Annotated in this window: 12 protein-coding genes; 7 read left to right on the top strand and 5 right to left on the bottom strand. The window is 68.8% G+C overall.

The window, feature by feature from the left end; all coding sequences use genetic code 11:
* Positions 1 to 138 precede the first annotated feature (138 nt).
* Together Q0949_RS11620 and pbpC are read left to right on the top strand one after the other, a co-directional pair.
* Positions 139 to 5,523 (top strand): MG2 domain-containing protein, encoded by a 5,385-nt coding sequence (locus Q0949_RS11620; protein ID WP_299372047.1) that lies wholly within the window; start codon positions 139 to 141, stop codon positions 5,521 to 5,523.
* A complete protein-coding gene (pbpC, locus tag Q0949_RS11615; protein WP_299372045.1) occupies positions 5,520 to 7,508 on the top strand; it encodes a penicillin-binding protein 1C in 1,989 nt (662 codons plus the stop codon). The genes Q0949_RS11620 and pbpC overlap by 4 nt, the downstream gene beginning before the upstream one ends.
* On the opposite strand, the gene Q0949_RS11610 is transcribed toward pbpC, so the two are convergent.
* From Q0949_RS11610 to Q0949_RS11595, 4 genes are read right to left on the bottom strand one after another with little or no spacing between them, the layout of a single operon-like run.
* Entirely contained in the window at positions 7,509 to 9,551 is a 2,043-nt protein-coding gene (locus Q0949_RS11610) for a glutamine amidotransferase (protein WP_299372043.1), read from the bottom strand.
* Positions 9,548 to 12,307: a DUF4159 domain-containing protein gene (locus Q0949_RS11605; RefSeq protein WP_299372040.1), complete on the bottom strand. Its 2,760-nt coding sequence runs from the start codon at positions 12,305 to 12,307 to the stop codon at positions 9,548 to 9,550. Before Q0949_RS11605 ends, Q0949_RS11610 begins: the two co-directional genes overlap by 4 nt.
* Positions 12,304 to 13,185: a DUF58 domain-containing protein gene (locus Q0949_RS11600; protein ID WP_299372037.1), complete on the bottom strand. Its 882-nt coding sequence runs from the start codon at positions 13,183 to 13,185 to the stop codon at positions 12,304 to 12,306. The genes Q0949_RS11605 and Q0949_RS11600 overlap by 4 nt, the downstream gene beginning before the upstream one ends.
* On the bottom strand, positions 13,182 to 14,189 hold the full coding sequence (locus Q0949_RS11595) for a MoxR family ATPase (protein WP_299372035.1): 1,008 nt from the start codon (positions 14,187 to 14,189) through the stop codon (positions 13,182 to 13,184). The genes Q0949_RS11600 and Q0949_RS11595 overlap by 4 nt, the downstream gene beginning before the upstream one ends.
* Before the next feature lie 68 nt (positions 14,190 to 14,257).
* Here Q0949_RS11595 and Q0949_RS11590 point away from each other — a divergent pair, with 68 nt between their 5' ends.
* Both Q0949_RS11590 and Q0949_RS11585 read left to right on the top strand, forming a co-directional pair.
* The gene (locus Q0949_RS11590) at positions 14,258 to 14,833 is read left to right on the top strand and encodes a DUF1285 domain-containing protein (RefSeq protein WP_299372033.1); all 576 of its coding nucleotides are present in this window, start codon (positions 14,258 to 14,260) and stop codon (positions 14,831 to 14,833) included.
* A 10-nt stretch (positions 14,834 to 14,843) separates the two neighbouring features.
* Positions 14,844 to 15,023, top strand: coding sequence for a hypothetical protein (locus Q0949_RS11585; RefSeq protein ID WP_299372031.1), 180 nt, complete (start codon positions 14,844 to 14,846; stop codon positions 15,021 to 15,023).
* On the opposite strand, the gene Q0949_RS11580 is transcribed toward Q0949_RS11585, so the two are convergent.
* Complete coding sequence (locus Q0949_RS11580) at positions 15,004 to 15,243, bottom strand: hypothetical protein (protein ID WP_299372028.1); 240 nt, start codon at positions 15,241 to 15,243, stop codon at positions 15,004 to 15,006. The genes Q0949_RS11585 and Q0949_RS11580 overlap by 20 nt on opposite strands.
* On the opposite strand from Q0949_RS11580, the gene Q0949_RS11575 reads away from it, so the two are divergent.
* From Q0949_RS11575 to Q0949_RS11565, 3 genes are all read left to right on the top strand, one after another.
* Entirely contained in the window at positions 15,235 to 15,624 is a 390-nt protein-coding gene (locus Q0949_RS11575; RefSeq protein WP_366524031.1) for a pyridoxamine 5'-phosphate oxidase family protein, read from the top strand. The two genes, Q0949_RS11580 and Q0949_RS11575, sit on opposite strands and share 9 nt — an antisense overlap.
* Before the next feature lie 62 nt (positions 15,625 to 15,686).
* The gene (locus tag Q0949_RS11570; protein WP_366524030.1) at positions 15,687 to 16,175 is read left to right on the top strand and encodes a hypothetical protein; all 489 of its coding nucleotides are present in this window, start codon (positions 15,687 to 15,689) and stop codon (positions 16,173 to 16,175) included.
* A 66-nt stretch (positions 16,176 to 16,241) separates the two neighbouring features.
* Positions 16,242 to 16,817, top strand: coding sequence for a hypothetical protein (locus Q0949_RS11565; RefSeq protein WP_299372025.1), 576 nt, complete (start codon positions 16,242 to 16,244; stop codon positions 16,815 to 16,817).
* Positions 16,818 to 16,981 lie beyond the last annotated feature (164 nt).

The raw sequence follows: 16,981 nt of genomic DNA, 5'->3' as shown, positions 1-16,981 counted from the left end.
TCCGCCACAAATGCAGGACGGATATGTCATGGCGAAGGTGAACATCGGCTTAACCCCTGCGGGTGAAACATTTGCAAGGCCGGGCGGCCGCGTGGCAGGCTGGGCCCAAGTGCCCCCTGTCCGGTCGGAGATTCCCAGATGCGTTTTGTTGTTCTGCCTTTTGTGATGTTGATGTGGGCGGGTGTGGCGGCGGCCCAGTCGGTCCTGCCGCAGGACCGCTATGTGCTCAGCCAGGATGTGGATTTCTTTGGCTCGGACCGCACGGCGCTGTTTGATACGACCTTTGATGCCTGCCAGCTCGCGTGCAGCGCGGACAGCGCCTGTGTGGCGTTCACCTACAACACCCGGTCGGCGGCCTGTTTCCCCAAATCCGCGATCAGCGAACGGCAACCCTATGTGGGCGCGCTGTCGGCAGAGCGGGTGACCACCCCGGCGCAGGTGCAGGCATGGGCCGCCGATGCCGCCGCGCGGCTGGATCTGAGCGCACAGGACATCGAGGCGGCCCGCGCGCAGGCCCGTGCCATGGGCGCGCGTTTTCCGGTGAACGGCCAGACGGTCGAGGCCTTGACGCAAGCGGCGCGCGCGGCGTGGCAGGGCGGTGACCGGGCGCAGGCGCTGCGCTGGACCGGGGCCGCCGTGGCGCTGAGCGATGCGTCGGATCTGTGGGCGCGCTATGCCTATGTGGCGCTGCGGCTGGGTGATGCGGTGCCCGCCCGCCAGCGGCGCGAGGCGCGCAGCGGGGCCGTTGCGGCGGCGATAAACGCCTATCTGCGCGCGCCCTCTGCCGCGGCCGAGGTCAGCGCGCTGGACATCCTGGCGGACGCCTTCGAGGCCAATGGCCGGGGGCGCGACACGGTGCGTGCCCTGCGGCTGGCGCAGCAGATCCAGCCGCGCGATGATATCGCTGCGGCGCTCGACACGGCGATTGGCAAATACGGGTTCCGCGTGACGGACACGCGCGTCGATAATGACAGCGCCGTGCCGCGCATCTGCGCCACCTTTTCCGATCCGCTGGTGCAGGCGGGCGTCGATTACGACCCGTTTGTGCGGACCGAGGCCGCAGGCCTCGTGGTGCAGGCCGAGGGCAGTGACCTGTGCCTTGACGGTGTGCGCCACGGCGAACGCTACCGCGTGACCCTGCGCGCGGGCCTGCCGGCCGAGACGGGCGAGGTGCTGCACAAGGATGTGGCGTTGACGCTTTATGTCCGTGACCGCGCGCCATCGGTGCGGTTTCCGGGGCGCAGCTATGTCCTGCCGCGCAGCGCGGGCGCGTCCATTCCGGTCGAGACGGTCAACCTGACCGAGGTGGCCCTCGTGCTCAGCCGCGTGAGCGACCGCAACCTTGTCCAGTCGCTGCGGCGCGATTTCTTTGGCCGCCCCCTGTCGCAATGGCAAGAGGACCAGTTCCGTGACGAGATCGCGGAGGAGGTGTGGCGCGGCACCGGGACGGTTGAAAACACGCTGAACGTCGACATGCGCACGCGCCTGCCGCTGGGCGATGTGCTGTCCGAACAGGCGCCGGGCGTCTATGTCCTGACGGCCCGGCCCACCGGGCCTGCGGGGGATAATGTGCTGGCAGCAGCGCAGTGGTTCGTGTTGTCGGATCTGGGGCTGAGCAGTTGGCAGGGTACCGACGGCCTGACCACCGCCGTCCGCCGTCTGAGCGATGCGGGCGCCGTGCCAGAGGCCACCGTGCGGCTGGTGTCGCGCGCCAATGCGGTGCTGGGCACGGCCACAACGGACGCGGACGGGTTCGCGCGCTTTGACGCGGGGCTGACGCGCGGGCGCGGGTCGGCGGCCCCGGCGCTGGTGCAGGTCGAGACGGGCGATGATTTCGTGTTCCTGCCGCTGACCGACCCGGCCTTTGACCTGTCGGACCGGGGTGTGGCGGGGCGTCCGCCCGCGCCGCCGGTCGATGTGTTCCTGACCACCGACCGGGGTGCCTATCGCCCCGGTGCCACGATCCACGCCACGGCGCTGGCCCGCGATGGCCGGGCGCGCGCGATGGCGGGCCTGCCGCTGACCGCGATCCTGCTCCGCCCGGACGGGGTGGAATACAGCCGCACGGTCAGCACCGCCGATCAGGCCGGGGGCCACGTGCTGGCCCTGCCGCTGGACGGGGCCGCCCCGCGCGGCACATGGCGGATCGAGGTCAAGGGCGACCTCGACGCGCCGCCGCTGGCCACGCAGACCGTGCTGGTCGAGGATTTCGTGCCCGACCGGATCGACGTGACGCTGGCCATGGCCGATGATCAGATGCGCCTGTCCGCCCCTGCGGTGATCCGCACGGATGCGCAGTACCTCTTTGGCGCGCCGGGGGCCGACCTCGCGGTCGAGGGCGACGTGCGCGTGCAGCGGCGCGACGGCATTGCCGCCTGGCCCGGTTACCGCTTTGGCCGCCACGACGCGGCCTTTGCCACGCAGCGGCGGTATTTCGACGGCGGGCGCACGGATGCGGATGGCCGCGCGGTGATCAGCTTTGCCCTGCCCGATGTTACGCCCGACGGCGTGCTGCTTGAGGCGGTGACCAGCGTGCGCGTGTCCGACAGTGGCGGGCGTCCGGTCGAACGCACCCTGACCCGGCCCATCGCCCCCGCAGGCCCGGTGATCGGGATCAAGCCCGGCTTTGACGATGTCCTGCCCGAGGGGGCGGAGGCCACGTTTGAACTGGTGGCTCCGGGTGCGGCTGACCTGGCCGTGCAGTGGACGCTGAACCGGGTGGAGACGCGGTATCAGTGGTATCAACTTTATGGCAACTGGAACTGGGAGCCGGTGACGCGCCGCATCCGCGTCGCCCGTGGGTCCGCGCAACTGGGCGAAGGGCCGGTGCCTGTGTCGGTGGGCACCGACTGGGGTGATTACGAGCTGGTGGTCGAGACGACCGAAGGTGCGTATGCCGCCAGTTCCGTGGGCTTTGCCGCCGGGTGGTATGGCGGCGGCGATGCCAGCAGCACGCCGGATCGTCTGGCGCTGTCGCTGGATGCTGACCGTTACCGCGTGGGCGACCGGGCGCATCTGCGGCTGGTGCCGCCCTTTGACGGCGTGGCGCTGGTGTCGGTCCTGTCGAATGGCGTGATCGCGCGGCAGGCCGTGCCGGTGCAGGCCGGAGAGACGGTGATCCCGCTGGATGTGACCGCCGACTGGGGCACCGGGGCCTATGTCACCGCGTCGGTGCTGCGCGGCACCGGGGCCGAGGCGATCGGCCCCACCCGCGTGCTGGGCGTGGCCCATGCGGCCATCGATCCCGGCGACGCGGCACTGGCCGTGCGGATCGACGCGCCCGAACAGGCACCGGGGCAGGCGGGCAGCACCGAGGTATCGGTCACCGTGGACGGACTGGACGGCGCGGCGGGCTATGTCACGCTGGCGGCGGTGGATGTGGGGATCCTGAACCTCACCGGTTTTGCGCCGCCGGACCCGCAGGGGCACTATTTCGGCCAGCGGCGGCTGGGCGTGGACATGCGCGACATGTACGGGCGGCTGATTGCAGGTGGCGGGGCCATGGGTGCCGTGCGCTCGGGCGGAGACGCCACCGGGGGCATGACCCGCGAAGGGCCGCCCCCGACCGAGGCGGTCATGGCGGCCTTTGTCGGGCCGGTCCCGGTGGGGCCGGACGGGGTGGCACGCATGACGGTGCCGCGCCCGGATTTCAACGGCACCGTGCGGCTGATGGCGGTGGCGTGGTCGGATCAGGGGGTGGGGCAGGCGTCCCGTGACCTGATCGCCCGCGACCCGGTCGTGGTGTCGGCGGCGATGCCGCGCTTTATGGCGCCCGGTGACCGCAGCCGCGTGATGCTGGAATTCGTGCACGCGGACGGACCCGAGGGCGACATGCCGCTGCGGGTCGCGGCGCAGGGGCTGAGCATCGGTGCGGCCCCCGCCGCCATCACGCTGGGCGCGGGCGGGACGGTGCGCGTGTCGCTGCCGCTGACGGCGGATCAGACGGGTGATCACACGATCTCGGTCGCGCTGACCACGCCGTCGGGGGCGGAGCTGACCAAGACGCTGACGCTGGGCGTGCGGGCCAATGACCCGGCCGTAGCGCTGACCCGCCGGATCGAGCTGGGCGCGGGCGAAGCGCTGACCTTTGACGACAACGTGTTCGACGGGCTGCGCCCCGCCACGGCGCGCGCCACGCTTGCCGCGGGGCCGCTGGCGCGGTTCGACATGCCGGGCCTCTTGCGCCAGCTTGACCGCTATCCCTATGGCTGCACCGAACAGGTGACGTCGGCGGCGCTGCCGCTGCTCTATGTGCCGCAAACCGCAAGCGCGCTGGGACTGGGCGATGTGCAGGCGCGTGTCGATCAGGCGATTGGGCGGGTGCTGGCGCGGCAGGCCAGCAACGGGGCCTTTGGTCTGTGGCGGGCGCAGTCGGGGGATTTCTGGCTTGATGCCTATGTAACCGATTTCCTGACGCGAGCGCAGGCGCAGGGCTATGCCGTGCCGGAGCGCGCGCTGCGGCTGGCGCTGGACAACCTGCGCAACCGCATCAACTACGCGCCCGACTTTGACCAAGGGGGCGAGGATATCGCCTATGCGCTGATGGTGCTGGCGCGTGCGGGGGCCGCGTCGATGGGGGATCTGCGGTATTATGCCGACACCAAGGCCACGGCGCTGGCCACCCCGCTTGCACGGGCGCAACTGGGCGCGGCGCTGGCGAGCTACGGCGAACAGACCCGCGCGGACCGGATGTTCGGCCTCGCGCAGGATCTGGCGCTTGCGGCCCAGGGGGCGGAGCGCGCCACGCTGCGGCAGGACTTTGGCACCGCGCTGCGCGATGCGGCGGGGCTTTTGCACCTGGCCGCCGAGGCGGGCAGCACCCGTGTGGACCAGTCCCGGCTGGCCGCACAGGTGACCGCCCGCACGGGCCGCTATTCGACGCAAGAGGCCGCGCAGGTGCTGATGGCCGCGCAGGCGCTGCGGGACGGGTCGGGCCCTGCCGCGCTGACCGTGGATGACGTGGCTGTGCCCGGTCCGGTGGTTGAGCAACGCAGCCCCGGCCAGCCCACATCGGTGATCCGCAACGTGTCGGGCGTGGCGCAGGACGTGACCCTCACGCGCCTTGGCGTGCCGCTGGTCGCACCGGGGGCGGGCGGCTACGGCTATGCCATCCGCCGCGCGTCCTATGACCTTGAGGGGCAGGCGGTGGACGGGCCGTGGCGCATCGGCGAACGCCGGGTGATCGTGGTCGAGGTGCAACCCGTTGAAGAAGTCGGCGCGCGGCTGATCATCGACGATCCGCTGCCTGCGGGGATCGAGATCGACAACCCGGCGCTGCTGCGGTCGGGGGATGTGCGCGGTCTGGACTGGCTGTCGCCCGCGCCGGTGGAGCACGCCGAGTTCCGCACCGACCGTTTTGTCGCCGCCGTGGATCACCGCGGGGCCGAGCCCTTTGTGCTGGCCTATATCGCGCGGGCGGTCAGTCCGGGTGACTTCCACCACCCTGCCGCACTGGTCGAGGACATGTACCGCCCCGAATACCGCGCCATCACCGGCACAGGCCGCGTCGAGGTCGTCGAGTGACCCACCGCCCGTTTGTCTGGCTCGCTGCGCTGCTCTTGGGCGCGGCGGGGCTGCGCGATGGCTGGGACGCGTGGGTGGACCGGGCCGTCCTGCCCACCACTCTCAGCCAGAGCGGGGTTGAGATGCGCGACCGTGACGGGCACCTCTTGCGCGCCTTTGCGGTCGAGGACGGTATCCTGCGGCTGGCGGTGACGCCGGGCGCGGTCGATCCCGCATACCTTGCGATGCTGATCGCTTACGAGGATAAACGGTTCTACGGGCATTCCGGCGTCGATGGCCGCGCGCTGCTGCGGGCGGCGGGGCAGGCGGCGTATCGGGGGCGGGTCGTGTCAGGCGGCTCGACCCTCACGATGCAGGTGGCGCGTCTGCTGGAGAACTCGGGCACCGGATCGCTGCGCGGCAAGCTGCGGCAGATGCGGCTGGCCTGGGCGCTGGAACGGCGGCTGAGCAAGGACGAGATCCTGCACCTCTATTCCCAGCACGCGCCCTTTGGGGGCCGGATCGAAGGGGTACGCAGCGCCGCGTATCTGTGGTTCGGCAAGGAGCCCGCGCGCCTGTCCCCGGCGCAAGCCGCGCTGCTGGTGGCGCTGCCGCAAGCGCCCGAGGCGCGCCGCCCCGACCGGTTCCCGTATGCCGCCCGTGCTGCGCGTGACCGGGTGCTGGCCCGCGTGGGTGCCGCTCCCGTTGCGGCCGATGTGCCGCGCGCGATGCGCCCCATGCCCCGGCTTGCCCCGCATCTGGCCGATGCGCTGCGCACCGCTGACCCGCTGGCGACCCGGTTCGACACCACGCTGGACGCAGCACTGCAACGGCGGATGCGGGACCTTGTGCGCACGCACGCGGCGGGCAAGGCGGCAGGCGTGTCGCTGGCGCTGGTCGTTGCCGATCACCAGAGCGGCGAGATCCTCGCTCAGGTCGGCGCACCGTACTATGCCGACACGGGCGGCGTCGCAGGCTTTGTCGATATGACGCGGGCCAGACGGTCGCCCGGTTCGGCGCTCAAGCCGCTGATCTATGCGCTGGGCTTTGACCGGGGCCTCGCCCACCCCGAGACGGTCTTTGCCGACCGGCCCACGCGCTTTGGCCGCTATGCGCCGCAGAACTTTGACGGTCAGTTTCGCGGTGACGTCACCGCGCGCACCGCATTGCAACTGTCGCTGAACATCCCACCCGTCGCGCTGACGGATGCGCTGGGCCCGGCGCGGGTGATGGCGGGGATGCGCGCCTTTGGCGCAGCACCCGAGGTGCAGGGCCAGCCGGGTCTGGCCGTGGCGCTGGGCGGGCTGGGTATCACCCTCACCGATCTGGTTCAGGTCTATGCGGGCATCGCACAGCTGGGGCAGGCCACGCCGCTGCGCGTAACGGGCGTCACCCCGGGCATCAGGCGTCAGGTCCTGTCGCCGCGCGCGGCGTGGCAGGTGGGCGACATCCTGCGCGGCCTGCCGCCGCCACAGGGCGGGCGCGCGGGCCTCGCTTACAAGACGGGCACGTCCTATGGGCATCGCGACGCGTGGGCCGTGGGGTTTGACGGGCAGCACGTGATCGGCGTGTGGATGGGCCGCCCGGACGGTACGGCGGTGCCGGGTGCCTTTGGCGGCGATCACGCGGCCCCGGTGCTGTTCGAGGCGTTTGGCCTGTTGAAACCTGCGCTTGCGCCGCCGCCACCACCGCCGCCCGATACGCTGATGCTGGCCTCTGCCGATCTGCCTGCGCCGCTGCGCCGCTTTGGGCCCGCGCAGCGGACGGGCATCGCGCCTGCGGTGGCCTTTCCGCCGCACGGGGCGGTGCTGGCGCAGCACGACGCGGTGATCAAGGTCGAGGGTGGGGCGCTGCCTCTGACCGTGCTGGTCAACGGCGCGCCCGTGGCAACGCGCGCGCGCAGCCGTGCCATCGACATCGGCCACCTGTCCACCGGGTTTTCGGATATCGCCGTGATCGATGCCGCGGGGCGGTCCGCAACCGTGTCGGTCGAGGTCAGACCGTGATCAGCGCCGCCCCTCACGCAGCCAGCCCGCGGTGATGAACCCTGCCGCCAGCAGCAGCACCAGCCATGGCGGCAAGAGCGACATCTGCCGCACGTCCTGCGTCTCGTAGGCGCCGCGCGGGGTGATCCCGATCCAGCCGCGCCCGGCGGCCGGGCGACCCGCGCGCACGGTGCGGATGCGCGGCACGCCCTCTTCGATGCGCAACACACCGCCGCGCGTTGCCGCGACCCGTTCGGCCAGCACGTCGCCGGTGGCGATGGTCGCCTCAAACTCGCGCGGGGCGGCGGGGCCAAGGCCGATCACCGCAGCCTGGTCGCCGTTCTCAAGGCGGTAAAGCCCGATCTCGGGACCGTCAAAGCGGGTTTCGAACTGGCCCGGTTGCGCCTCGGTCATGTCCAGCTGGGTCTGGGTGCCGTCGGGATGGGTGATGATCACCGGCGGCACGGTTTCCTGCAAGGTGCGGCGCAGGATGCGCATCGACTGGCCCGTGGCCGTCGCGGTCAGCGCCTCTTCCTCCAGTTCGGGTTCCTTCATCATCCAGTGGGCCAGCCGCCGCAACAGCTCGAGCTGCGGCCCGCCGCCCTCGTAGCCGCGGTTCCACAGCCACGCGTGGTCCGACGCCAGCAGCGCCACGCGCCCCTCGCCCACGCGGTCCAGCACCAGCAGGGGACGCTCGTCGATCCCCTCCATAACGATGGTGCCCGACCGGGCATCGACGTCGATCTGGCGCAGCCAGCGGCCCCAGTCACCGGCGGCGGGCAGGCCGGTGGTTACCGGGTGGCGCTGGCCGATCTCGGACACGGTGGGGCGGTAGGGATCCTCGAGCACGCGCGCGGTGGGCATCGCCGGCATCACCGCGCCCAGGGGCGAGCGATAGAGGCTGTCGGCACCGGCGAAATCCGGCCCCGCCGCCACCAGAACGGCCCCGCCCTCGCGGATATAGCGCGCCACGTTGTCGAGGTAGAGCGCAGGCAGGATGCCGCGGCGCTTGTAGCGGTCAAAGATGATCAGGTCGAAATCGTCGATCTTTTCCAGAAACAGCTCGCGGGTGGGAAAAGCGATGAGGCTGAGTTCGCCCACCGGCACGCCATCCTGCTTTTCCGGGGGCCGCAGGATGGTAAAGTGCACGAGATCCACGGAACTGTCGGATTTCAGCAGGTTGCGCCATGTGCGCCCGCCCGCGTGCGGCTCGCCCGAGACCAGCAGCACGCGCAGACGGTCGCGTACGCCGTTGATCTGGATCAGCGCGGTGTTGTTGCGGTCGGTCAGCTCTCCGTCCGCTTCCGGCACGGTGAACTGGATCACGTTGCGCCCGCCATGGGGCAGGGTCACGGGCAGGTCGATATCCTCTCCGATGCGCACGTTGAACCGCTGCGCGGGCGCGCCGTCGACCGAGATGTCGATGGGCGCAAGGCCGGTATCGGTGGGGGCTGCGCCGCTGTCCTCGATCCGCAGGGTCAGGGTCACGGGCTCACCGATGATGGCAAAGGCGGGCGCGTTCTTGACCAGCAACCTGCGGTCCCAATCCGTCTCGCGCCCCGTCAGCAACAGGTGCAGCGGCGCGGGCAGATCCAGCGCCAGATCGGGGTCGTGGACCTGCCCGTCGCTGATCGCGACAAGGCCCGCGACACGGGCGCGCGGTTCCTCGGCCAGTGCATCCGACAGGGCGGTCATCAGGCGCGTGCCCGCATCCTCGTCGCCATCCGGCACGGTGACGCGGCGCACCTCGACACCCTCGCGCGCGGCCAACGTGGCGGCGAGGGCATCGGCGGCATCCGCGCTTTGCTCCGGGCGTCCGGGCAGGCGCTGGCTGGCGCTCTGATCCTCGGCGAGGATCACGATATCCGACAGCGCGGCGCGGTCTTCCTGTTGCAGGGCAGGGCCCGACAGGGCGGCCAGCACCACAAGCCCGGCGCAGCCGCGCAAGGCCCAGCCACTGAGGCCACGCAACGCGGCCAGCAGCACGGCGGCCAGCACCACCACGGCCAATACGGCGATCACAGGCCACGGCAGCAGCGGCGCAAAGAGAACGGTGCCCGTCATTGTCCCAACCGATCCAGCAAGGCAGGCACATGGACCTGGTCGCTTTTGTAATTGCCTGTCAGCACGTGCATGATCAGATTCACGCCAAAGCGGTAGGCCAGCTCGCGCTGACGTTCCCCGCCAAAACCGCGCCCGACGGGCAGCATCGCCTGCCCCGACGGTGTCACCGCCCAGGCCGACGCCCAGTCATTGCCGCCGATCACCACCGGCGTCACGCCGTCATTGAGGTTGCGAAAGGGCATGCCCTCGATCTGCTCGGCACCGGGCGGGGCGGCCTCGACCCAGACCTCGCCCCCGGTGTGGCGACCGGGAAAGTCCTGCAACAGGTAAAAGGTGCGCGTCAGCACGTGGTCGCGGGGGATCTGTTCCAGCGCGGGGATGTCCAGCGGCGCGGCCAGATCCTGCAACTTGCGGCCATTGGCGCTGGAGGCCCCAAACCCGGCCACATCACCGTCGCGCGTGTCAAACAGGATCAGGCCGCCCGACCGCAGGTAATCGTTCAGCTTGGCATAAGCCTCGCGCGAGGGGCGCGGCTGGTCCGGGGTCACGGGCCAATAGAGAATGGGAAAGAACGCCAATTCGTCGGTTTCGAGGTTCACGCCGATGGGCGGCGCAGGCTCGACCGAGGTGCGGAAAAACAGCGTGTCCGACAGACCGCGCAGCCCGGCCTCTGCCACTTCGTCCACCGACCCGTTGCCGGTCAGCACATGGGCCAGCACCACCTCGGACGCGGCGGCGATCTCGGCGTCGATGGCCTGCTGCGCGTGGGCCTGCGGGCTGGGCAGCGCCAGCATCAGCGCAAGGCCCACCGCGGCCGCGCGCCCGGCCCGCAGCGGCCCGGTCAAGCGACCCGACAAGGCCAGCGAGGCAATCACATCCGCCAGCAACAGCCCAATGGCCAGCGCCAGCAAAAGCCCGCCCAGCGCGCGCTGCGGCTGCGTGCTCAGCCCCGACACCGGGATCCGCGCGGGCCAGCTGGCCGGGGTCAGCACCGTGTCGGCCGTCAGCACGTTGCGCGCAAGGCTGCGATCACCCGACACATAGACGCCGGGCAACAGCGCAGGGCCCGGCGGATCGCTGACCAGCGTTGGCCCGGCCACGCCGGGGCGCGTGCCCGCATCCGACAGCCCGCCAAACCCGTCCATCACGATCTGCGGAGTCCAGATGGTGCCCTCCAGATCCTCGGCCGAGGGCGCGGTGCTGGCCGACGACACGGCCAGCCGTTCCAGCATCTCGACAAACAGGCCCGACAGCGGCAGCGACGACCATTCCGCATTGGCGGTGACGTGGAACAGCACAATCTGCCCCAGACCGCTGCGCTTGCGCGTGACCAGCGGGGTGCCATCGCTCAGCTCGGCAATCACGCGTTCGGCCAGCGTCGGGTCGGGCTGTGCCATGACCTGCGCGGTGATGGCCACGTCGTCTGGCACGTCGAGGCCAAAGAAGGGCGACCCCTCGCGAAACGGGGCCAGCGTCTTGGGCGATCCCCAGCTCATCGCGCCGCCAACGCTGCGCCCGCCCGACCGCAGGCGCACGGGCATCAGCGGGTCTTCGTCCACGCGGCTGATATCGCTGGCCGCAACCCGCGGCCCGGCAAAGCGCAACAGCAGCCCGCCTTCCTCGACCCAGGCGGCGATGGCCTCGGCCTCGCCGGGGGACAGGGTGGCCACATCGGCCAGTACGATCACATCCGGGTTCGCGGGCAGCACATCGCCCAACGACCCGCGCAGCAGGTCCGCGGTGGGTGCAAGCGCGCGCTCGAGGTAGTGCAGCGGCGACAGCAGTTCGAGGCCCTCGCGCCCCTCGCGGCTGGCGATCAGGGCAACCTCGCGGCGGCGCAGGCTGTCATCGACCAGCGTAACGCCCCCCGCCGACCGCGCGGCCTGTACCTCGAACCGGGTGACGCGGGCGCGCAGTTCCGCAGGCAGGGACAGCGCGGCCTCGGCCACCGTGTCGCCGGGGGCAAAGACCGCATTGGCCGAGGCCAGCGTCGCCGCATTGCCCGCAGGGTCGCGGCCCTGCGCCAGTACGGTCACGCCGCGCTCTGCGCCCTCGGCCGACCGTACGGCGGTCAGCTGCACCAGCCCGTCAAGATAAGTCGCGGGCCGGAGCGCCACGACATCGGCCACCGATTGGGTCACACGCACCGGGCCGCGCGCCTCCAAAAGTGTCAGCAGGTCGGCGCGCGCGGGATAGTCCAGCGCATCGCTGAACCACACCGTTTCGAACCCGCCTTCGGGCAGTGCGCCCGCAATCTCCGCATCCGGTTGCCACGCCACAGGGGCCAGACCGGGCAGGCGGCTTTCTACGGCATTGGCGGCCTGAAACACAGCCGGTTGCGGGTCGGCCAGATGCAGCAAGGCAACCTCGCGTCCGGCGGCACCGGCGCGGCGCAGCTCGGACTGGATCGCCTCGATCTGTTGGGGCCAGCGGCCCGCACCGGCCCAACTGCCATCGGCCACGATGAGCAGCGGCCCGTCGCCCGCATCGGCACTGTCTTCGGGGTTCAGGACCGGCCCGGACAGCCCCAGGATCATCGCTGCCACCGCCAGCATCCGCAGCAAGAGCAACCACCAGGGCGTGCGGTCCGACACCGCCTCGTCGTCCTGCAACCCAAGCAGCAGGGCGACACCGGGAAACCGCCTGCGGATCGGCGCGGGCGGGATCGCCCGCAGGATGAACCACAGAATAGGCAGCGCCAGCAGCGCCAGCAGCAGCCAGGGCGCGGCAAAGCCGATGGGGCCGAACACGGTCATGTCCGCGCCCGCCCGCCATCCAGCGCCCGCCACAGCCACAACAGGCCCGATTGCGCGGTCGTTTCGGTGTGGTGCAGCCCGTATTGCCACCCGGCCACGGCGCAAAGCTGCTGCAACTCGGCCTTGCGCGCGGCCAGCCGGTCCAGATAGCGCGCCTTGAGGTCCGAGGCCTTCAGCGTCTCATGCTCCAGCGTGCCGCCGACGCTTTCGAACACGGTGCGCCCGCGAAAGGGAAACGCCTCTTCTGCAGGGTCCAGCACATGCAGCAGCACGCCGCGCACGCCCCGGTCCGCGGCCTTGGTCAGCGCGGTGCGCACGTCATCGATATTGCCCATGAAATCCGAGATGAACACGGCGCGCGCATGGGGGATCATCGCCCGGTGTTCGGGCGGGGCATAGTCGTCCTCGGCATCCTCGGAAAACATCTCGGCCAGACGCAGTACCTGCGCGCCGCCCCGGCGCGGCGGCAACCGCGTGCCGGTCAGGCCCACACGTTCGCCGCCCCGGATCAGCAGGATGGAAGTGGCCAGCGCCAGCACCCGCGCCCGCTCGGCCTTGGTCGGCAGCGCATCGGTCGAGGCAAAGCGCATCGCGGCCCCCTGATCGACCCAAAGCATCACCGACTGCGCGATCTGCCACTCGCGTTCGCGCACGAACTGCACGTCGCCCATGGCGCTGCGGCGGTGGTCGATCATGCGGCGGCTGTCACCGATCTGGGCCGGGCGGTACTGCCAGAAATCATCGCCCATGCCCGCGCGGCGGCGGCCATGTTCGCCCAACAGGACGGCCCCGGCCAACTGCTCCGCCCGCGCCAAAAGCGCCGGCAGGCGCGCGGCCTGCGTCTCTGCCTGTTCCCGAAGGGCCAGCGGCGATGTCACGCGGCGGCCTCCTGACGGCCAAGGCCCGCTGCGGTGCTGTCAATCAGGTCGGCAAGGCTGTCGCCCCGCGCCCGCGCGGCAAAGTTCAGCGCCATCCGGTGGCTCAGCACCGGGCGGGCCATGTCGATCACGTCCTCCGCCGACGGCGCCAACCGTCCGTCCAGCAGGGCGCGCGCGCGTACCGCCAGCATCAGCGCCTGCGCGGCACGCGGGCCGGGGCCCCAGGCCACCGTCTCGCGCACCCGCTCCGAGGCGTCGGCCTCGTCCGGGCGGAAGGCGCGCACCAGGTCGAGGATCATCTCGACCACGCTGTCGCCCACCGGCATGCGCCGCAACAGGGTCTGTGCGGCCAGCAATTCCTCGCCCGTGAACACCTGCGTGGATTGCGCGTCCTCGATGCCGGTCGTGGCCATCAGGATGTCCCGCTCGGTCGCGCGATCGGGATACACCACGTCGATCTGCACAAGGAACCGGTCCAGCTGTGCCTCGGGCAGGGGATAGGTGCCCTCCTGCTCGATCGGGTTCTGCGTGGCCAGCACATGGAACGGCACGCCCAGCGGGCGGTCTTGCCCCGCGACCGTCACCGTCTTTTCCTGCATCGCCTGCAACAGCGCCGATTGCGTCCGCGGCGAGGCGCGGTTGATCTCGTCCGCCATCAGCAGCTGGCAAAACACCGGCCCGGGCAGAAACCGGAACGACCGCGTGCCATCCTCGGCAGTGTCCAGCACCTCAGAGCCCAGAATATCCGCAGGCATCAGGTCCGGCGTGAACTGGATCCGGTTGCCATCCAGCCCCATCACCGTGCTCAGCGTCTCGACCAGCCGCGTCTTGCCCAGTCCCGGCAGACCGATCAGCAACCCGTGCCCCCCGCACAGCAGGGCCGTCAACGTCAGGTCAACGACACGCTCCTGCCCGATGAACCGCCGGGTGATCGACGCCTTGGCCTGCGCCAGCTTGCCGCCCAGGGCTTCGATTTCGGTCACAAGGTCCTCAGCGTCGGTCATGACATCTCTTTCATTCGGGATATATGCTATCTCACAACCTATTGCCTCAGGATGGAATGGCAAAACATATGAGTGGACAAAAAACCGTGACACCCGACGCAGACGGCCTTGTTGCGTCGATCACCGCCGCAAAAACGCGCGGTTTGCCGCCGGTGCACCTGTGGAACCCGCCGTTCTGCGGTGATCTGGACATGCGTATCGCGCGGGACGGGACGTGGTTTTACCAAGGCACGCCGATTGGCCGGCCCGGTCTGGTCAAACTGTTCTCATCGATTCTCAAGTGCGAGGACGGAAAATACTTCCTCGTCACGCCGGTGGAAAAGGTGGGCATCACCGTCGATGACGCCCCCTTTGTCGCGATTGACTTCGAGGCGGCGGGGCAGGGTACTGACCAGGTGCTGACCTTTACCACCCATGTGGACGACATGGCCGTGGCCGGGCCCGACCATCCCATCCGCGTCGAGCGCGATGCCGAAACCGGAGAGCCAGCCCCCTACATCCTGATCCGCGCCGATCTGGAGGCGCTGATCGACCGCAAGAGCTTCTACCGCCTTGTCGATCTGGGCGTGCACCACGACGGCTGGTTCGGCGTGTGGTCGTCCGGTGCGTTCTTCGGGATCATCCCGTCGGAGGAGCTGCCGTAGGATAGGGAGCATGCCGGAGGTTGGCGGCTCGGTCGCCGATGAGGGACTGATGCGCGAAAGGCCCGGCGCTGAAAGAACATCCGGCAGGGTCACAATGATGTCCGTCCCCCTGATCAACGTCAGGGCGCTGTCGAAATCGGGAACCTGCAACACGACGCGCCGATTGCGCTTCATCTTTGCCAAGCGCTGATCAATTGCAAAAGGCATTCGGCAACTGTCCCCAGTATATCCACACCAAAGATATGGCGTTCACCCGTGATCCGCGTGTTGCTGCCGCTTCTGATCGGCGTGACTTCACCGCGCTGGGTGACGCAGAGCGCGCGATTGTCTGAGGGGCCGACACGTTCTTTGTTGCCAGTCACAATCCGGTCGATGACCCGCGCAGCAACGGTGGTGTCGATGTGAACCATCGCGGAGGAAATGCAGGTTTCGTCAAGATCGACGGCAACACGCTGACCGTGCCTGATTTCTCCGGCAATTTTGCCTTCAACACCCTCGGCAATTTTCTGGTCAATCCGAAGGCGGGACTTTTGTTCATCGACTTTGCCTCGGGCGACCTCGTGCAACTGACCGGCACGGTTGAACTGTTATGGGACATCACGCCAAAGATCGCCCCCGTTGAAGGCGCGCAACGTGCGTGGCGCTTTCATCTGACCAAGGGTCACCGTTTGGTCGGAGCCTCGCCGCCGGGAGTCACCGACGGTGAAGCTTCCCCCGTTCCTTGCAGACCGGTCAATGGAAAAAGACTGCGTTGCCGCAACCAATCAATCAAACAGGGCCAAATGACATGACGCACACTTTCACAACAAAAGTCTTTTTCCGCGGCGACTGATGCCCTTGGTGCAACGCTCAATTGCGCGATTTCAACGACGCGCTGGATCGCGTGCAGGCGCTGGGTGTCCAAGTGGTTGCCTACACGTCACAAGCGGGCAACCAGTCGAAGGCCAACAACGATCTGAAGTTCCACGTGGTCGTTGACGAAGACAACACCGAGGCCCTGCGCCACGACATCTTCATCACGCCGCAGGCTGAAAATCCGGTGAAAGCAGGGATGCCCGAGCTCTATCCCAACGGCATGGTGCAACCCGGCATCGTGATCGAGGACAGCAAAGGTCGCGTTCTGTATCGCTGGGCCATCGTACCAAGCGAGATGAATATCGGAGGGGCCAAGGACCGTCCGTTGGTTTCGGAAATCGTCGGCGCGCTCGGGCAGATCCTCGCAGGTGACGACATCCCAGACGGCTTCAAGATCATGCAAATGGATCACCTCGAAACCCATCACCCCGACATGCACGAAAAGGTGCTCGACCACTTTGCCATGATGGAAAAGCAGGACGCCTAAAGCCCTCTATTCCTTCGGTAAATTCAAGGAGACACCCCATGTCTGACGGGAAAATCACCATCATCTATGACACTTATTGCGGTTGGTGCCACGGCGCGGCAGAGGTGCAGCACCGCCACCTTTTTTGAAGGCGACTACCGTCCCAAGATAAGCGAGGGCAAAGGCGCGCAAATCGTCGATGTTCTGATCCCACGGATCGAAGCTCTGACCGGTCAGGAGATTACCCAGGCCTATAAAGACAACATTGCCATGTCGCCGACAGGAGTGCTGACTTCGAAATACTCGGCACAGGCGGCGGCACTGGTTCACGACCAAGGCACGGAGCGCAAATTCGCCGTAAGTTGGAAGGCCTGCACGGTTGGTCAAGGCGTGTCCTCGACCAACCGTGCAGCCATTGTTGCGGCCCTGATCAAGGAAGGCATTGCGCCCGAAGACACGGAGACGCTGGGCACCCCTGAACTGGAGGCAAAGGCGCAGGTGCTGGCCGACAAGGCCAAGGCCCTGATGGCCGCGGTTGGATCGCGCGGGGTGCCGACGGTGCTGCGCAGCGATGGAAACCGGGTCAGCGTGGTGGACCATCGGGCCTATTACGGCCGGGCCGATGCCTTGCCATCAAACCCGTCCAACCTCGCAACCGTCTGACCATTCAGAAAGGACCCAAGACATGTCAAAGACCGTCGCCATTTTCGAAGCAACCGGCGCCCAAGGGGCTCCGGTCGTCACCCAAGCCCTCGCCGAAGGCTACACCGTTCGCGCTGGTTGAACCGCGATGTCACCCTTGAACCAGTGATGCGAGAGGCGTTTGG

It is taken from the genome of uncultured Tateyamaria sp., assembly GCF_947487805.1.
Taxonomy (GTDB): domain Bacteria; phylum Pseudomonadota; class Alphaproteobacteria; order Rhodobacterales; family Rhodobacteraceae; genus Tateyamaria.
This window is presented reverse-complemented; position numbering and strand designations above follow the sequence as displayed.

What these genes read in the sequence shown, in the direction of transcription:
- Q0949_RS11610 (WP_299372043.1), bottom strand. Translation starts at nt 9,551, where the DNA reads ATGACGGGCACCGTTCTCTTTGCGCCGCTGCTGCCGTGGCCTGTGATC.
- Q0949_RS11565 (WP_299372025.1), top strand. Translation starts at nt 16,242, where the DNA reads ATGACACTTATTGCGGTTGGTGCCACGGCGCGGCAGAGGTGCAGCACC.
- Q0949_RS11580 (WP_299372028.1), bottom strand. Translation starts at nt 15,243, where the DNA reads ATGGTTCACATCGACACCACCGTTGCTGCGCGGGTCATCGACCGGATT.
- Q0949_RS11620 (WP_299372047.1), top strand. Translation starts at nt 139, where the DNA reads ATGCGTTTTGTTGTTCTGCCTTTTGTGATGTTGATGTGGGCGGGTGTG.
- Q0949_RS11585 (WP_299372031.1), top strand. Translation starts at nt 14,844, where the DNA reads ATGCCGGAGGTTGGCGGCTCGGTCGCCGATGAGGGACTGATGCGCGAA.
- Q0949_RS11590 (WP_299372033.1), top strand. Translation starts at nt 14,258, where the DNA reads ATGAGTGGACAAAAAACCGTGACACCCGACGCAGACGGCCTTGTTGCG.
- Q0949_RS11595 (WP_299372035.1), bottom strand. Translation starts at nt 14,189, where the DNA reads ATGACCGACGCTGAGGACCTTGTGACCGAAATCGAAGCCCTGGGCGGC.
- Q0949_RS11605 (WP_299372040.1), bottom strand. Translation starts at nt 12,307, where the DNA reads ATGACCGTGTTCGGCCCCATCGGCTTTGCCGCGCCCTGGCTGCTGCTG.